Here is a 17326-nt window from a genome sequence, read left to right as displayed (position 1 = left end):
ACATAGCCGTGGTGGGCGGGCCGAGCGGCCCGCCCACCACTTTTTATTGCACCGTCGGTCATCGACGTTTTTCCCGCGCCCCTGCGCATGTTCTTGCACAAGCTCAAGCGAGGCAGCTAAACTGTTGACCACTCGGTTACCTTGCCGCAGGAGTGCGAGGTTCCACGCAGCAAAGGAAATTGGAGCGATGCCAGACGTTGCATTCGACTCAGAGCGCCACGCGCAGGTGAGTGACGACATGAGCGCCGGGGGTGGCGAACTCACCACCTCCGCAACATCGGCAATGATGTTGGCTGCGGCGCAAATATTCGGGCACTGGACGACTGAGAGCGCGGCCCAGAGCATGGGAGATACCGTGCAGTCGTTCCTCACGTCATTTTCGACGAGCATGCTGAACGAGGCGCAGTTTTTGCGCGATCTCGACACGAAGGTCGGTCAGGCCGTCTCCGACTTTACCGGCACCGAAGAAGATGCCCGCGCCGCACTGGCAGCCGTCGGCACCGCCCTGCTGGATCTCAACCAGGGCGAAAGCGCCCACAAGGTCTATTCCGAGAAGAGCATTGAGCAGATCACCAGCGAGAATACGCCCGCTCAGTCGGAGACCGGCGATGAGTCTGGCGCTCCAGTGGACACAGTCGTTGATTCCGGGCCCGACGAGTACTGAGCACGAGCGCACACAAGGAGACAACAATGGTGTCATCACCCATGTACGACCGGCTCATGGAGTTCGCGAACAGTGCGCCGGACAACGAGAAGCTCTACGGTTGGGACGACGAGCATTCCGCCATCGTCAAGGCCATTCGTGAGGCGCGCGACAAGGTCAATCACTTCAAGGAGTACCAGGGGTTCACTGGCCAGGCCGGCCAGGCGATGTCCGACGAGGCCACGCGCGCAATCAAGCGCTTTGACAAGCAGGCCAACTTCTACATGACCGGCATGTCCTACTACGTTGAGGCGCGCCGCGCGATCATGCTCGCGGCGGAGGACGCGCGCCAGCTCTCCCCCACGCTGTTAGACCCCATGACGGAATCCCTGCGCCACGCGGGCGAGGTGACCATCCCCATCGCCTCAAAGTTCGGCTTGCCCGGCAAATTCGTCAATTCCCTGGTGGCAGACGGCCTGGCTTACGTGGAGGGTGTTGAGGCACAGGCGAATGCCCAGCGCGAGGCGAAGGCCACGGAGATCATCGAGCGCTTCGAGTCGACAATGAACGACCTGAATGCGAGGCTCTCAGAGCACAGCAATACACCCCCAGCCGACGTCGATTTTAACGGCTGGACCCCGATTCCTGAGCTCCCCGCGGATGCCGCTGATGCCCTCAGGAAGGGCCACATCGTCATCTCGCCCCACGAGGGAGGAGCCTACGGTCGTTCCCGTTCGGATGCCTTCGGCAACGCCGGGCTGCGCGGGGCGGACTCGGGCCTGTATCCGGGTGGATACGACGAGGGCGGTGACATCGACCAGCGTGTCATGCACTCCCCGCGCGTCCCCAATCGCTACCTGCCCGAGGGCGACCTCGGATCACGGACGAATCCGATCACGGACCCGCAGGATCTCATGGACGTGGACCTGCTGCACACCCGAGTCAACGGCGATCGGCACGCGAACGGTGTCATCGGCGGTCACACCCCCGCTCCCCCGTTCGATCGCGATCATCCCCTCTGGGGGCTCAATACGGCGCGCGCGGCAGAGGCTCAGTCCGCTGGACGCCTCGGCGGCGCGGGACTGCTCGGGGCTGGGCCCTGGGCCTGCGCGGGGCGGCGCGCATGGGTGGACCTGCATTGGGGGCCCTCGGGCGCACGGGTGTCCTCGGATCCGGCGTCACCGGTCGGATGGGAGCGGCCACCGGCACCTCCACACTGCGCGCCGGATCGTTCAGCGGCACTGGCATGGGCACCTACACGCCTCCTGGCAGCACCACCGGAGTGGGTTCGGCGGGGCGCGGCACGGGAGGACCTGCAGGACAGCAGAGCGGCTTCATGGGCGGTCCCGGCGCAGGAGCTGGCGGCGGGGCGAAGGACGAGAAGAAACGTCGTCGCCGCAGGTACGAGGCATTCCACGTCGAGGACGAGGAAGACGAGGGCATGCCGCGCGGCTACGTGAATCCCCTCTCGCAGACCTTTGGCTCGGATCGTACGATGACTCCAGCGAAACGCAAGGACGACGGATGGGATATCAGCCAGTGGTGAACGCACGCATTTTTTCGCCGATTGGTCGGGTTTTTAACCTCCGCACTGCTGGTACCCTGTGCTCCACGCTGGCGCTCACGGGTATCGCCACCGGCTATCCGCTCACTCCCGCACGGGCCGATGATCGCCCCATCACGGCGGCTGACCAGGCCTACTACTCCTACTATCACCTGGACTCCGCACGGGCCAAGGGCTACACGGGAGCAGGCGTCACCATCGCGATCATCGATGGCCCTGTCGACACCTCCGTCCCTGAGCTGGCAGGTGCAAACATTACGGATAAAAGCCCATGCTCAGTCACGTCCAGCTCTGCCCACAGAAGCCACGGCACCACAGTCGCTTCCCTATTGGTGTCAGACGCTTACGGGACGGTACCCGATGCCACGCTACTCGCTTACCAGCGCCCCGATGACGCCAGCTTTGTGGGGGCCGATTGCCCGATGAAAGCTGGTATTCTGCCTACGGAAGTATCATCGTTGATCAACAAAGCAATTGATGATGGAGCATCGATCATCAATTACTCCGCGTCCTCGCTTTCACATTCAGACCACCTCAAGTGGGCAATCGCTCACGCGATGAATGAAGGAGTGCTCATCACTGCTGGTGCAGGTAACGCGCACGAGGACGACAACGAGACATCACTGTCGTGGTGGTCGGGTGTCGTCGGTGTTTCCGCCATTGATACCGACGGAAAGTTCGCTTCCTATTCCTCCTGGGGGCAGGGTGTCACCACGACTGCCGTCGGGGGCCCTATTGTTGCGCGCGATGAGAGCGGACAGATTTCCTCCACTCAGGGCACCTCTTTTTCGTCCCCTATTGTCGCTGGCGCTCTCGCGCAGGCGCGTGCCAAGTGGCCCAACGCTACCTCGAATCAGCTCCTCCAGCTCCTCGTCAATACGGCGAGCACACCTGAGGGCGGCAGAGACATCTACGTGGGGTATGGACCAATTAACCCCGGAAAGATGCTCAACACCGATCCGAGCCAGTATCCGGATGAGAATCCCCTGGCGGACAAGGGAGGTGGCTCAAGCCCGACTCCCGCGGAGGTCCAGCAGTACGCCGATGGCCTCGTCGATCCAGCCCAGATCGCGTATGACAACTCCTACGCCTATCGCGGCCTCGACGAATCGCAGGCAACCAACAAAGACAACCCCTACCCCACACACCTGGGCACCAGCCCACGCTTCCACAGGCAATAGCCACAGGACGGAGAGCGAGGGGCGCTGGAGAACACTCCAGCGCCCCTCTTTTTCGTCGCTTGCTTCGTGGCCGCGTTGACACCGGCAATCAGGCTTAGCCCTCCGAGGCCTCGACAATGTCGAGGACAGTTCGCACTTGCTCGACGGTGAACTGTCCGGGGGCGCTGCCTTCCCACCCGGGCAGGGTCGCGAAGGTGGCCGCGGACCCGAGGGCAGAGCCCACCAGGCGCGTGGGCGCACCGTTGGGGCCCATGGCGATGCCGATAACGGGACGGTCGTAGGCCTCGCGCGCCCACGCCTGCGCCGCCAGCACTCGGGCCGCGTCCGTGGCGCTGTTGGCCATGCACGCGAACTTGAGGACGTCGGCGCCCGCGTAGTTCATAGCCGCCAAGACCTCGGCGAGCTGCTCGTCGCCGGGCGTTGCCTCAAAATCGTGGAAGGAAGCGACGACGATCGCCCCGGCCTCGTGCGCGTCCTCAATGAGCGAGGAGGACCCATCGCGCGAGATCTCCACGTCGACGCCGCCCGCAAAGGACGAAAGCGAACGCACGAGGGCGCAGTATTCCTCGTCGTCCAGGTAAGCCTCGCCCCCCTCGACCGACGTGCGAATGGTCGCCAGCAACGGCAGGGGCGAGGAATCCGCGACGTAGCGGGCCATCCGCACCAGGTCCGACTCCACGTCCGATGCGGCCACGAAGTGCGACCCCACGAGGGACGACAGGAAGGTGTCTACCCTCCACTCAACGATGTCCGCGCGGCACGAGGCCAGCGCCTCGACCTGCCCGCTCAGGGCTGCCGCGTCCCCGCTGACGGGAACGATGACCTGGGTACGTCCCCCGAGCGTCGCCTTCTTGGCGGCTTTCCCGATGGTGACGAGTCCGGGCGCAGGGTCGGGGTCGGGCGCAGATGGGTGAGGCATGATTCCTTCGCTTAGTATCCGATTTCTGCCAGGTGCAGGCGATCTCGTTCGCTCTGCGTGAGGTAGGGGTGGTCCAGCCAGCCGTCGGGCAGGTGGGGGGTCTTTTCGCCGCCTGCTCGGCCGCGAGGTCCGCGTGCTGCGGGCGGGAAGGCCTGGTCGAGGTCGAGGTCCGCGAGGCGCTCGTGGAGCTCCTGCAGCGTGGAAACCATCGACAGGGCGTGGCGCTGGGGGCCACCGATGGCGAATCCACGCAGGTACCAGCCGATGTGCTTGCGCATCTCGCGCAGCGCGCGCCCCTCGTCGCCCTGATCGACGACGCACCAGGCGGCGTGACGCTCGATGACGGACACGACCTCGGCGAGGCTGGGGCCGGGCGGGATGGCCCCACCGTGGTAGGCAGCGACGATGTCACGGAAGATCCAGGGGCGTCCCTGGGCGCCGCGCCCGACGCTGATGCCGTCGCAGCCGGTGCGCTCCAGCATGGCCAGGGCGTCGGCGGCCTCGAACACATCGCCGTTACCAAAGACGGGGATGTCGAGCAGGTCCTTGAGGCGTGCAATTTCGTCCCAGTGGGCCTGGCCCGCGTAGTGCTGGTTCTGCGTGCGCGCGTGCAGGGTGAGCGCGGCAGCGCCAAGCTTTTGCGCAGCCAGGGCGGCGTCCGTCGCAGTCTCGTGCTCGGAGTCAATGCCGATACGGATCTTGACGGTCACGGGGATCTCGCGCCCCGCACGCTCCCCGGCCTCGTCGCAGGCGCGCACGACGGCGCCCACAAGGTCGGAGAACAGATCGCGCTTCCAGGGCAGGGCAGCTCCCCCGCCCTTCTTCGTCACCTTGGGGACGGGGCACCCGAAGTTCAGGTCGATGTGGTCGGTGAGGTCGCGCACGACGAGCATCGTCGCGGCCTTCGCCATGACGGCGGGGTTGACGCCGTAGAGCTGCAGGGAGCGCACGCGCTCGGCGGGGTCGGGGCGCACCATCTCCAGGGTGCGCTCATTCTCCTCGACGAGGGCGCGGCTGGTCACCATCTCGGTGACGTACAGGCCGGCGGGCGCGTCCACGCGCGGGATGGCGACGCGATGCGGCGCGGCGAGGGGCTCACCCGCAGTCGTCTCGCCCGGGGTGCTCGGGGACGAGGCCGTGGCCTCCCGCCCGGATTCGGCGGCCCAGGAGGGGATGCCGGTGGGTCGCAGGTGGTCGGGCAGGCCCGACTCGCCCATGATGCGGCACAGGCGTCGGAAGGGCACGTCAGTCACCCCGGCCATGGGGGCCAGGACGACGGGTGTCCACAGGCGCAGCGGCCCCACGCGAAGCGGGGCCGCTGCGGACGAGGAGGCTAGCGACAAGTCAGCAGCCCAGGCGTTCGATCAGGTACGACTTGACCTTGTCGAGCGGGATGCGCACCTGCTCCATCGTGTCACGCTCACGGATGGTGACGGCGTGGTCCTCGATCGAGTCGAAGTCGTAGGTGATGCAGAAGGGCGTGCCGATCTCGTCCTGGCGACGGTAGCGGCGGCCAACGGCGCCGGCGTCGTCGTAGTCGACGTTCCAGATGCCGCGCAGCTCGTCGGCCAGCTCCTGGGCGGGGCCGGTCAGTTCGGGCTTGCGAGACAGGGGCAGGACGGCGGCCTTGACGGGGGCCAGGCGCGGGTCCAGCTTGAGCACGACGCGCTTGTCGACGCCACCCTTGGCGTTGGGGGCCTCGTCCTCGTGGTAGGCCTCGATCAGGAAGGCCATGAGGGAACGGGTCAGGCCCGCCGAGGGCTCGATGACGTAGGGGGTCCAGCGTTCCTTGGTGTTCGGGTCGAAGTAGTCGAGCTTCGCGCCGGAGGCCTCGGAGTGGACGGTCAGGTCGTAGTCGGTGCGGTTGGCGATGCCTTCGAGCTCGCCCCACTCGCTGCCCTGGAAGCCGAAGCGGTATTCCAGGTCGACGGTGCGCTTGGAGTAGTGCGAGAGCTTCTCCTGCGGGTGCTCGTACTCGCGCAGGTTCTCCGGGTCGATGCCCAGGTCGACGTACCAGGCCTTGCGGTAGTCGATCCAGTACTGGTGCCATTCCTCATCGGTGCCGGGCTCGCAGAAGAACTCGAGTTCCATCTGCTCGAACTCGCGGGTACGGAAGATGAAGTTGCCGGGCGTGATCTCGTTGCGGAAGGACTTGCCGATCTGGCCGATGCCGAACGGCGGCTTCTTGCGCGCGGCATTCATGACGTTCGCGTAGTTGACGAAGATGCCCTGGGCGGTCTCGGGGCGCAGGTAGTGCAGGCCGGCCTCGTCGTCGACGGGGCCCAGGTAGGTCTTGAGCAGGCCGGAGAAGGCGCGGGGCTCTGTCCACTGGCCGCGCACGCCACAGTTCGGGCAGGCGATGTCGGCGTTGGACAGCGAGGACTCTTCGACGCCCTTCTTTTCGGCGAGCTCTTCGATGAGCTGGTCCTGGCGGGCGCGCTTGTGGCAGTTGAGGCACTCGATGAGCGGGTCGGTGAAGGCCTTGACGTGGCCGGAGGCGACCCACACTTCGCGCGGGAGGATGACGGAGGAGTCGAGGCCGACGACGTCGGCGCGGCGGCGGACCATGGCGTTCCACCAGGCGCGCTTGATGTTTTCCTTCAGTTCCACGCCGAGCGGGCCGTAGTCCCACGCGGAGCGGGTGCCACCGTAGATGTCACCGCAGGGGAAGACGAAGCCGCGGCGCTTGGCCAGGCTGATCACGTTGTCGAGGCGGGAGGGTCCCTTAGCCACTTGTCACTCCTTGAGTATTTGGGGCACGACTGGCTGTCGTGTCGCCATCGATACTAGCCGATAACTACTGTTTCGGGCGCTTCCGGGCCCTTGCTCGCTCATGGATCCCACCACAGGTGCGGGCTTGAAATGCTGGCTGGGCTGTGCAGTGCCCTCCCCCGCAATTCTCCACGGGATTCTGCCCGGAGTCCTATCTGAGCACCGCTGCGTGCCTCGCTCGGCTCTCTCGCGGATAGGTTATGAGCATACGGATAGGTTATGAATATACGGATAGGTTATTAAGCTATCCGCATGTGAATAACCTATCCACATCGCCGTAACCTATCCGCATAAGGAAGGGGCAGGCTCCGCTGCGGCGAGGACAGGCTCCGCTGCGGCGACGACGAGCACGCCGACTTCGAACCTATCCGCATGCGCGCATGCCAGCACCGACAGAGCCGACAGCGCCGACAGCCACCACCCACGCTCACCAAGCACAGCACCCCAAAAGTCGCAGGCAATTCCCCTTGACATATTTCAAGTTCCGAAATGGCGTCGTTGATATTCCAACGTTTTCAACACGTGCTTGAACATTCCATCGTCGAATTGCATGCGAAACTGCAGGGCGCGCACAGAACTACGGTGCCGCACTCAGCAACAAGTAGCGCCTGAGCATCCCCCCACAGCAACTCGCAGCGCCTGGACACTCACATGGCGCCACCACAACACGCCCGAATGCATAATACGGCCCCGGCCTCGTCGCTCCTACGGGAGGGAACGAGGCCGGGGCCGGGTGACGGGTCACGCGCCCAAAGCCCAACTGACGTTCAGTTGAGGCGGCGGATCCTGCCCGTGAGGGTCAGGCGCCATCCGGCGGCGGCGACTGCGAGAGTGATGAGGCCGAGGAACCAGAAGGCGGGGTGCATCGGGGGAAGGTAGCCGGACTTATGAACAAGCGTGAGGACCAACCAGGTGACCGGACCGGCGATGCCGGCCAGGCCCAGCACAGTCGCCACGATAATGCCGAGGGCAACCGTCCACGGGCCTCGACCATGGCGTGAGGCCGCACCGATGAGGCGCCCGGCCCCATCGCAGGCGATCCAGGCGACCACCACAATGAGCCACGAGTCCAGTCCGAGGGGATACTCAAGGCTCCCCAGGAAGAAAATGTGCGACTGAGCCAGGGCGAGCACCCACCAGATCACACTGGCGATGGCGATAACGACGGCACTGTGCACGTAGGTCGATAGTGCCAGGGTACGGCGCGACGCGCCGCTCAGAGACGCTGCCCGCAGGTCCGTCGTCGTAGTGATGATCTGCGCGATGAGGATGTAGATGCCCGTCGAGAAGGCGGCGTTCATGGCGGACTGATCGACGTGCCCCGAGAAGTCATCGGAGGTCGCGTACATGATGGCGCTCACCGTGGAGTTAATGGCAAATTGACCAACGACAACCGCGGCGTACACTCCGAAAGCGAATCGCCAGTCGACCATTCCAAGTCGCCAGATCGAGGGCTGAGAGGAAACAGTGGTTGCGGTGCTCATTGGTCATTCTCCTGGATGAGGTAAGCGAAGGCGTCCTGGAAGGAGCAGGGCGCTGCGCTGAGGCTATGGGTGGCAAAATCGGCCTCGGTGATGGAGGCGCCGCGCAGGTCCACGACGATCTCTCGCGTGGAGCCGAGCTCGCGACTGGCGATGACAGCGAGGGTCGGGCGCTCTCCGAGGAAGCGCTCGACGTCGGAGGCGTGGCCGGTCAGAGCTGAGACTCGGCAGGTGAAGTCGTCAATACTCTCGTGAGCGAGGAGCTCGCCCTTCTTCAAGACGATGACGTCTTCGGCGACCTTTTCGAGTTCGGAGACCATGTGCGAGGAAACGAGGAAGCGGCGCTGCGGGCGCTTTCCTTCCATGCCCTCCCCCGCCAGGGCGAGGATCTCCTCGTAGAGGGCGTAGCGCGTGGGCACATCCAGGGGCGCCTGGATCTCGTCGAGGAGGGTGATGGGCGCGCCCGAGGCCAGTGCGATCGAGGCGGAGAAAATGGCGGCCTGCCCGCCGGAAAGCTTGCGCACGGACTTACGGCTCATGGCGAGTCCGAAACGTCCGACGTAGTGCTCGAAGAGCTGCTCGTCCCACGTGGGACGCAGACGCGCGTAGGCGACGAGCGTCTTACTGTTCGCGTCATCGAGGTCACGCGCGGAAGAAGCGATGATCGATCCGGTGAGCAGGTCGTCGGTGCTGGCCTGGCCGCCGTCGATGGAGATACTCCCCGAGGTGGGCACCATCAGGCCGCCGAGGATCTGCATGAGCGTCGTCTTGCCCGAGCCGTTGGGGCCGACGAGGGCGGTGACGGTTGCGTCTCCGAGGGTGAGCGAGATGTCGCGCAGCGCCGCCTTGTTCTCTCCCGGATACGTGTGACTGATGAAGTTGAGGGTGATCATGAGTTGTCCTTGGCGGTCGTGTCGGCGCTGTAGGCGCGGACGTGGTCGATGATGGCGTCGAGGTCGAGGCCCAGGGCCAGGCCCGCTTCGACAGCGGGGTTCAGGGTCTCCTCCACGTAGGTGGCGAGCCCGTCGGCTACGAGCGCGCGGCGGGCGCCTTCAGCGACGAACATGCCGATGCCGCGTCGCTTTTCGACGAGGCCCTCGTCGACGAGGATCGAGAAGGCCTTGCCGACGGTGGCCGGGTTGATGCGGTAGGTCGCGGAGTACTCCGTGGTGGAAGTGAGCTGGTCCCCGGCACGCAGGGTGCCGCGCAGGATCTGCGCGCGGATGTCGTCGGCGATCTGCACGTAGATCGGGATCCCCGAGACGAATGTGGGTGCCATGCGTACCCTCCCTTCAGCTTCAGTGGTTCATTACATGACTAATGAACCACATAACCAACCAACCTGTCAAGCGGTCTCACCACACGAACCTCGGGAAGCCCCCTCCCCCACGCCCACGCCATCTCTCACGCCCGCCCCCAAATGTCGCAGGCAATTCCCCTCAGGCAGCTTTCAATACCACCCACAAACGTTGCAATTCCAACGATCCCATTTATATATTTGAAAGGTTTACATGGGAATTGCATGCGACATTGTCGAAGAACTACGTCAGTAATGCCCGCAATGCTTGCAATGCCGGGACTATCCACATCTGCACACTGGCCCCCAAAGAACAGCGACCTCATCCCACTTCCCCACGCCCGAATGCATAAAACAGCCCCGGCCTCGTTCCACGGGGATAGGGGACGAGGCCGGGGCTGGCCATGCAGGAGGGCGCGGAGCGCTTACTCCTTGACGCCGCCGGCGGTCAGGCCGGAGACGATGTACTTCTGCAGGTACTGGAACAGCAGGATCACCGGGATGGCTGCGATCACGGAACCGGCCGCGAAGATGCCCCACGGGGCGGTACGCTCGTCAGATGCCCACATGTACATGCCGACGGCCAGGGTGAACTGGCTCTGATCCTGCAGGACAACCTTCGCGATCACGAAGTCGCCGAGCGAGGAGATGAAGCTCAGCAGGCCGACGACCGCCAGGACGGGGCGGGCCAGCGGCATGATGATCGTCCAGAAGGTCTGGGCGTGCGTCGCGCCGTCGATCATGGCCGCCTCATCCAGCGAACGCGGGATCGAGTTGAAGAAGCCGTAGAGCAGGAAGGTGTTCGAGCCGAGCGCGCCACCGAGGTAGACGCAGATCAGGCCCAGCTTGGAGTTCAGGCCGAGGACCGGGAAGATGTCCTGGATACCCAGGAGCAGCAGGTACAGGGCCACGAAGGCCAGCATCTGCGGGAACATCTGCACCAGCAGCAGGCCGGTCAGGGTCGCGCGGCGTCCCTTGAAGCGGAAGCGGCTGAAGGCGTAGGCCGCAGCCGCGCCCATGAGGACGGTGCCCACAGCGGTCGTGGTCGACACGATGAGGGAGTTCAGGACCCACGACCAGTAGCCGGCGTATTTGCCGGAGCCCAGCGCCAGGAAGTTCTCGAAGGAAAACGAGGAGAAGAGCTTGTTTGAGCCAGCGAGCGTACCACCCGGGTTCAGGGACACCGACAGGACGTAGAGCAGCGGGATGAGGCAGTAGATGATCATCAGGATGGCGACGATGTGGCGCCAACCGACCTCTTTCCACCAGCGCCCACCCTTCAGGGTGGACTCGCGATTCTTCTTCACAGTTGCAGCGCTCATCACAGCTCCTCAAGGGTCTTCGTCTGGCGGAAACCGAGCCACGCGATCACGCCCACGACGATGAAGATGACGATGGACATGGCCGAGGCCAGGCCGTAGTTCGGGGAACCCGACTCGATCGCGATCTTGTAGACCATCGAGATCAGGATGTCAGTCTGGCCGACATCCAAGCCCGGGTAGTTCGGGCCGCCGCCGGTCAGCATGTAGATGAGCGAGAAGTTGTTGAAGTTGAACGCGAAGGAGGCGATCAGCAGCGGCACCGTGGACTGCAGCACGAGCGGCAGCTTGATGGACCACACGGTACGCAGGCCGGAGGCGCCATCGATCTTCGCGGCCTCTTCGACGTCACCCGGCAGGGACTGCAGGGCACCCAGGCACACGAGGAACATGTAGGGGAAGCCCAGCCACAGGTTCACGCCCAGGATCGAGAATTTCGCCAGCAATCCGTCCGTCAGCCACGGAATTTTCGTTCCGCCGAGCAGCACCTGGTTAATCAAGCCGAAGTCCGTGTTGAGCATGCCCTTCCACACCAGGGTAGCCAGGAAGGCCGGGAAGGCGTAGGGCAGGATCATGAGGGACTGGTAGATCTTGCGACCCTTGATGCGCTTGTCCGCGAACACGAGGCCCAGGATCAGGCCGAGCGCGAAGGTCGACAGGACGGATGCAGCGGCGAAGACGAAGGACCACAGCAGGGCCTTCAGGAACGGACCAGCCAGGTCGCCGCGGGCGAACATGTTCATGTAGTTGTCGAAGCCGACGAAGACGCGCCAGCCCGGATCGATCTGGTTGCCGTCCGCGTCGACGAAGGCGCCAATCTTGTTGTTGGCCGTGTAGACGACGCCGGTCGTCGTGTCGGTCAGGGTGTCGGCGGCCTCGTCGTAGTTGTAGCGGGACTTGGCCAGGTAGGCGCTCGAGCCGTCGTCGGTGCGGTAGCTTCCGTCGTTGGGGTCGGAGGAAGCCGGAACCCTGATGGCAGAGACCTTCTGCTGAACCTCAGGCTTGAGGATCTCGGCGATCGTCAGGACCTTGTAGCCGTCAACCGCGCTCAGCATGCCGGCGGCGTAGGTGCCGGACACTTCGTGCAGCGGAGTCTCGGAGTCACCCACGCGGATGGTGCCCGTCGCGGTATCGACAACCGCGAGCCCGAGGCCGGAGCTGTCCTCGACGACAGCGGCGGGCAGGTTCGGCGCACCCTCGGCGCGCTGCTCGGACGCCTGCAGGATCGACGCGACGGCGTCGTCCTTGCTGGAGTTATGGCCCTGGCCGTAGTTCGTGAAGGACACGTAACCCGTGTACCCCATGACGAAGACCTGGTAGATGAGCAGGAATACCATGCCGGGAACGAGGTACTTCGCGGGAATAGTCCGCTTGGAGAAGTACACCCAATTGACCACGAGAAGCAGGACGGCCAGGACGGCGAGAACCGTCCACGACTTCACCAGGTAAGCGGTGAACATGCCGTAGATCCCCAGGGCATCGATGAGCATCATCAGGACAAGTTTGACGAAGAAACCGGGCCTGGTCACTTCGCTAGCGTGCGAGGCTGTGCGCCCCTCTTTTTTCTTTGCTGCAGCCTTCGCTGGCTCAGACATCGTGTCCTCCACACGTGCGCAGTTTGCGCGTCATTGCGACGATACCCGCCTGCGGCGGGTCGGGAAGCACCCGTGGGTGCGAGTGCGCCGCACTGCGGCGCGAGCGTTTTGTGGGCCTCGCACCCGCCCGCCGCGTGGGACGCGGGCGGGTGCGAGGCTGGGTGCTCGCCTCAGGCGAGCGGGGTACCGGCCGTCTCGCGTCCGGCGGGTTCGATCACTTGGAGGCGATCGCGTTGTTGATATTGGTGATCATGGTCGCCCAGCCTTCGGCCGGGGTCTCGGTGCCACTCACGATGTTGGCCTCGGTCTGGCCCCAGTAGTTCCAGACGGAACCCATCGCGGGGATCGCGGGAGCGAGAGCGCCGGACTCGGCAACCTTCGCGAAGTCCTTGATGTCCTGGTCATCCGACTTGGCGGAGACCTCAGGCATCGCGGAGGCGCGACCACCAAGGTTCTGCATCTCTTCCTGAGCCTCGGGGGTGGCGAGGTAGTTGAAGAACTGCTTGGCGGCGACCGGGTTGGCGGACTTGGCGCTCTGGTAGAACATCTGGACACCAACGAAGGGCTGGGCAGCCTGAGAGCCAGCAGAGGGGATCGACAGGACGGAGACGTCCATGCCGGCCTCGCGGAAGGCGGCGACGTTCCAGGGGCCGGTCACCGTGTAGGCAGCCTTGCCGTCGAGGAAGGCCTGCTTGGCGATGTCGCCCGTGATGGACGGGGAGATGACGCCCGCGTCGCCCTGAGCCTTCAGCCAGTTGGCGAAGTCGGTGCCGCCGGAGCCGCCCATGGCCAGCTCGGAGGTGTACTCGCCGTCAGCGTTGGTGTTGAAGACGGGGGCACCGAAGGAGGTCTGGAAACCGTAGAAGTGGTACGGGTCGCCCTTGTCGCCCATCTGGATGATGAAGGGGTACTCGACGCCGGTGGTCTTGCCGGAGGCGATCATGTCGTCGTAAGTGGTGGGGGCGTCCTTGGTGAGCGCGTTGTTGCGCACCAGGGCAACGGACTCAACGGCGTAGGGAACGCCGTAGGTCTGGCCGTTGTAGGTGACGGCCTTGACGGCGACGTCAGCAAACTTGGACTTGGCCTCACCCAGGTCCACGGGGGCGACGACGCCGTTAGCGACGAGCGCGCCGAGCTTGTCGTGGGCCATGACGATCAGGTCGGGGCCGTTGCCGGTGGGCACCTGGGTGGTGAACTCGGTGTCCATGTCGGATTCGGACTTCTGCACGACGTTGACCTTCACACCGGTGTTGGTGGTGAAGTCCTCGGCGAGGCTCTCAACCTGGGAGAAGCGGGTGTCGTCCGCCCAGATCGTCAGCGTTGCCGCGGCATCGCCGCTGTTGTCAGAGGACGAGGAAGAGGTCGTCGTGCCGTTGTTGCAGGCGGCCAGGGCGGTAGCCGCCGCGAAGACGCCGAGTGCTGCGATGCCACGTCGCATTATTACTCCTGTGTTGGTCAGGCCGGTCGCATCCATCAGCGACCCGCTACAAGAGTCACTGTAATACCCCCGTTTTTGTTTCTGCAACAATTTTCACAATTGTGTGCAAGCTGTTACATTTGAAGGGAAACAGCCGCACTCGGACACCCAAAGGAGCGTTGCGCCGATGACCAAGAATCGTACAAGCATGGCCGATATCGCCACGCACGCGGGCGTCTCAACCGCAACTGTTTCACGCGTTTTCAACGGCGTCGGTCAGGTCTCCGAAGACACGCGCCGCAGGGTCCTGACGGCGATCGACGAGCTGGGCTACGACCGTCCACCCAGTGAACACACGCCCAGCACCCCGACGATCGGCGTTATCGTGCCAGAGCTGACGAATCCGATCTTTGCTTCCTTTGCCCACCACCTCCAAGAGGAGATCTCGCGCGCGGGCGGCATCGCCCTCATCCGCACGCAGACGCCGGGTGCGACGTCCGAGTTCGACCACCTCTCCTCGCTCATCGAGCACCGCGTTAACGGGCTCATCTTCGTCTCCGGCAGACACGCTGACCTCCTCGCCGATCTCGCCCCCTACCAGGATGTCGCCGACCGAGGCATCCCCTTCGTGACGATCAATGGCGCACGACCGGAGGTACCAGCCTCCGATTTCTCCACGGGAGACGCGCTCGGCATCCGCGCGGCGGTTACGCACCTGCACGAGCTGGGGCACACGCGCATCGCCCTGCTGACGGGGCGCACGCACATCGTTCCAGCACTGCGCAAGGCGGAGGCTTTCAGCCAGGTGATGGACGAACTGCTGGGCGACCGCTCCCCCATCATCGAGGAGACCTTCTATACGTACGAGGCCGCGGCTGCCTACACGCACGCCCTCCTGGAGCGCGGCGTGACGGCGATTATCACGGGCTCAGACCTGCAGGCCCTCGGCGCGATCCGCACGATCTCCTCGCTCGGACTGTCGGTCCCGGGCGACATCTCGGTCATCGGTTTCGACGACACATTCCTCATGAGCCACCTGGATCCGGCCCTCACGACGATTCACCAGCCCGTTCAGTCAATCGTCTCTTCCGCAGTGCGCGCGCTTTTCGAGGCATTAAACACAGCCGACTACACTCCCACGCACGCCGATTACGTCTTTTCGCCGGATTTGATCGTGCGAGGCTCGACCGCGCGCGTCCGCTAGGCCCGCCATCTGGGGTCCAACCTCCGAGAATGACTTGACAAAGATTCTCAATCGCAAAGAGAATCATTCTCATGTCGAAGAGAATCCTTGCTGCCGCGTGTGCGGCTGCCACAGCGCTCGCCCTGTCCGCCTGCTCATCCACGGCCTCGTCCGGAGACAGCTCCTCCAAGGACGGCTCCCTGACCGTCATGGCCTCCTTCTACCCCCTGAAGTACCTGGCTGAGAAGATCGGAGGCGAGCACGTCTCCGTCACCTCGTTGACCCCGGACGGCGCTGAGCCCCACGACCTCGAGCTCTCCCCCAAGATGGTTGACTCGCTGTCCTCCGCGGACGCTGTCATCTACCTCGCGGGCTTCCAGAGCGCGGTTGACGAGGCCATCGAGCAGCAGGCCCCCAAGACCATCATTGACGTTTCCTCCGCGGCCGAGCTGGTCGAGGCCGGCTCCGACGCAAACCACCCCGCCGAGGAAGAAGAGGCCGCCGACGAGACGCAGTCCGGCGAGACCGAGGCCCACGACCATGATCACGAGGGCCACGACCACGAAGGCCACGATCACGCCGGTCACGATCACCACCACGACATGAGTGCGGACCCCCACTTCTGGCTGGACCCCATCCGCATGGCCAAGGCCGCGACCCTGGTGGGCGACAAGCTCGCCGAGGCCGACTCCGCCCACGCCGACACCTACAAGGCGAACGCGAAGGCCCTGGCCGAGGAGCTCACTGCTCTGGGCGACACCCTGGTCACCAAGACCTCGAAGTGCCAGGTGAAGACCTTCGTCACCGCGCACACCGCCTTCGGTTACCTCGCGGACCGCACCGGCCTGACCCAGGTCGGCATCTCCGGCCTCGACCCCGAGTCCTCCCCCTCCCCGGCACGCCTGGCTGAGATCGGCCAGATCGCCAAGGAGCAGGGCGTGACGACGATCTTCACCGAGGCCCTCATCGACCCCAAGGTCGCACAGACGCTGGCCGACGACCTCGGCATCACGACGGCCGTCCTGGATCCGATCGAGTCCCAGACCGATGCCTCGAAGGACTACGCCGCAGTCATGCAGGCCAACATCGACGCCCTGACGAAAGCAAACAACTGCCAGTGACAACGACTGACAACCCCACGACGGCGGGAGCCTCCCACGCGGAGGCAACCGCCGTCGTGCGTCTCGACAACCTGCACGTGGCCTGGGATACGGACCTCATCCTCCACGGGATCTCGCTCGACATTCCCGCCGGCCAGACCGTGGCGATCACAGGCTCGAACGGATCGGGCAAGTCCACAACCCTCAAGGCCCTGCTCGGCACCGCCCCCATCACAAGCGGTGACGCCCAGCTCTTCGGACACTCGGTGACCACGCGCCGCCGCGTGCCATGGAACAAGATCGGCTACGTCCCCCAGCGCATCTCCTCGGGCGGCGCGATCAGCGCCAGCGCGATCGAGGTCGTACGTTCCGGCCTGCTCGGGCCTCGTCGCCTGTGGGCGCTTCCGGGCGACACGGCGAAGGCGATGGCCGCGCTCGAACGTGTGGGCATGGCTCACCGCGCCCACTCCCCCCTCAACATTTTGTCGGGCGGGCAGGCCCAGCGCGTCCTCATCGCGCGCGCACTCGTGCGACGACCCGAGCTGCTCATCATGGACGAGCCGATGGCGGGAATCGACGCCGCCTCACGCGCGCGCCTGGCCGAGATCGTCGCCAATGCGAAGGCGGAGGGGACGACGATCCTCATCGTTTTGCATGAGCTGGGAGAACTCGGCCCCCTCCTGGATCGCGAGCTGCACATCAGCGCGGGTCACGTCTCCTACGATGGCCCACCCCACATCGAGGACGATCACGAACAGCACCACGGCGGAGGCGACCACTGCCACCCCGAGATCGAGGCGGGGCCTGCAACGGGCGACCGCGGCCTCGTGAGCGGAATCTAGACGGGAGCGACAC

15 protein-coding genes are annotated in these 17326 nt (G+C 64.7%); 6 read left to right on the top strand and 9 right to left on the bottom strand.

The window, feature by feature from the left end; translation table 11 throughout:
- The first annotated feature begins 187 nt into the window (after positions 1–187).
- The 3 genes from HMPREF1137_RS04855 (at position 188) to HMPREF1137_RS04845 (ending at position 3388) form a co-directional block, all read left to right on the top strand.
- Positions 188–664: a hypothetical protein gene (locus tag HMPREF1137_RS04855; protein ID WP_007589474.1), complete on the top strand. Its 477-nt coding sequence runs from the start codon at positions 188–190 to the stop codon at positions 662–664.
- 26 nt (positions 665–690) lie between these two features.
- Complete coding sequence (locus tag HMPREF1137_RS09955; protein ID WP_007589513.1) at positions 691–2103, top strand: hypothetical protein; 1413 nt, start codon at positions 691–693, stop codon at positions 2101–2103.
- Between the two features lie 64 nt (positions 2104–2167).
- Positions 2168–3388, top strand: coding sequence for a S8 family peptidase (locus tag HMPREF1137_RS04845; protein WP_007589530.1), 1221 nt, complete (start codon positions 2168–2170; stop codon positions 3386–3388).
- Between the two features lie 94 nt (positions 3389–3482).
- Here HMPREF1137_RS04845 and aroD read toward each other — a convergent pair whose 3' ends face one another.
- From aroD to HMPREF1137_RS04800, 9 genes are all read right to left on the bottom strand, one after another.
- Positions 3483–4307, bottom strand: a complete 825-nt coding sequence (gene aroD, locus HMPREF1137_RS04840) for a type I 3-dehydroquinate dehydratase (protein WP_007589479.1) — start codon at positions 4305–4307, stop codon at positions 3483–3485.
- A gap of 11 nt (positions 4308–4318) precedes the next feature.
- Positions 4319–5569, bottom strand: a complete 1251-nt coding sequence (dusB, locus tag HMPREF1137_RS04835; protein ID WP_050980937.1) for a tRNA dihydrouridine synthase DusB — start codon at positions 5567–5569, stop codon at positions 4319–4321.
- An 82-nt stretch (positions 5570–5651) separates the two neighbouring features.
- Complete coding sequence (locus tag HMPREF1137_RS04830) at positions 5652–7040, bottom strand: glycine--tRNA ligase (protein ID WP_007589590.1); 1389 nt, start codon at positions 7038–7040, stop codon at positions 5652–5654.
- An 806-nt stretch (positions 7041–7846) separates the two neighbouring features.
- Positions 7847–8563, bottom strand: coding sequence for a hypothetical protein (locus tag HMPREF1137_RS04825; RefSeq protein ID WP_007589581.1), 717 nt, complete (start codon positions 8561–8563; stop codon positions 7847–7849).
- Complete coding sequence (locus HMPREF1137_RS04820) at positions 8560–9453, bottom strand: ATP-binding cassette domain-containing protein (protein ID WP_007589575.1); 894 nt, start codon at positions 9451–9453, stop codon at positions 8560–8562. Before HMPREF1137_RS04820 ends, HMPREF1137_RS04825 begins: the two co-directional genes overlap by 4 nt.
- Positions 9450–9839 (bottom strand): GntR family transcriptional regulator, encoded by a 390-nt coding sequence (locus HMPREF1137_RS04815; RefSeq protein ID WP_007589512.1) that lies wholly within the window; start codon positions 9837–9839, stop codon positions 9450–9452. Before HMPREF1137_RS04815 ends, HMPREF1137_RS04820 begins: the two co-directional genes overlap by 4 nt.
- A gap of 443 nt (positions 9840–10282) precedes the next feature.
- The gene (locus HMPREF1137_RS04810; RefSeq protein WP_007589558.1) at positions 10283–11179 is read right to left on the bottom strand and encodes a sugar ABC transporter permease; all 897 of its coding nucleotides are present in this window, start codon (positions 11177–11179) and stop codon (positions 10283–10285) included.
- Positions 11179–12771: an ABC transporter permease subunit gene (locus HMPREF1137_RS04805; RefSeq protein ID WP_007589522.1), complete on the bottom strand. Its 1593-nt coding sequence runs from the start codon at positions 12769–12771 to the stop codon at positions 11179–11181. Before HMPREF1137_RS04805 ends, HMPREF1137_RS04810 begins: the two co-directional genes overlap by 1 nt.
- A 214-nt stretch (positions 12772–12985) precedes the next feature.
- On the bottom strand, positions 12986–14209 hold the full coding sequence (locus tag HMPREF1137_RS04800) for a sugar ABC transporter substrate-binding protein (protein WP_007589478.1): 1224 nt from the start codon (positions 14207–14209) through the stop codon (positions 12986–12988).
- 166 nt (positions 14210–14375) lie between these two features.
- On the opposite strand from HMPREF1137_RS04800, the gene HMPREF1137_RS04795 reads away from it, so the two are divergent.
- The 3 genes from HMPREF1137_RS04795 to HMPREF1137_RS04785 all read left to right on the top strand — a co-directional run bounded on the left by HMPREF1137_RS04795 (position 14376) and on the right by HMPREF1137_RS04785 (position 17313).
- Positions 14376–15392 (top strand): LacI family DNA-binding transcriptional regulator, encoded by a 1017-nt coding sequence (locus HMPREF1137_RS04795; RefSeq protein WP_007589514.1) that lies wholly within the window; start codon positions 14376–14378, stop codon positions 15390–15392.
- Positions 15393–15463: 71 nt separating this feature from the next.
- The gene (locus HMPREF1137_RS04790; protein WP_007589473.1) at positions 15464–16492 is read left to right on the top strand and encodes a metal ABC transporter substrate-binding protein; all 1029 of its coding nucleotides are present in this window, start codon (positions 15464–15466) and stop codon (positions 16490–16492) included.
- The gene (locus HMPREF1137_RS04785) at positions 16489–17313 is read left to right on the top strand and encodes a metal ABC transporter ATP-binding protein (protein ID WP_007589568.1); all 825 of its coding nucleotides are present in this window, start codon (positions 16489–16491) and stop codon (positions 17311–17313) included. The genes HMPREF1137_RS04790 and HMPREF1137_RS04785 overlap by 4 nt, the downstream gene beginning before the upstream one ends.
- The last annotated feature ends 13 nt before the right edge of the window (positions 17314–17326 follow it).

It is taken from the genome of Actinomyces sp. ICM39 (assembly GCF_000282935.1).
GTDB classification, from domain to species: domain Bacteria; phylum Actinomycetota; class Actinomycetes; order Actinomycetales; family Actinomycetaceae; genus Pauljensenia; species Pauljensenia odontolytica_B.
The sequence above is the reverse complement of the archived record's forward strand: the minus strand, read 5'-3'. Positions and strand labels throughout refer to the sequence as shown.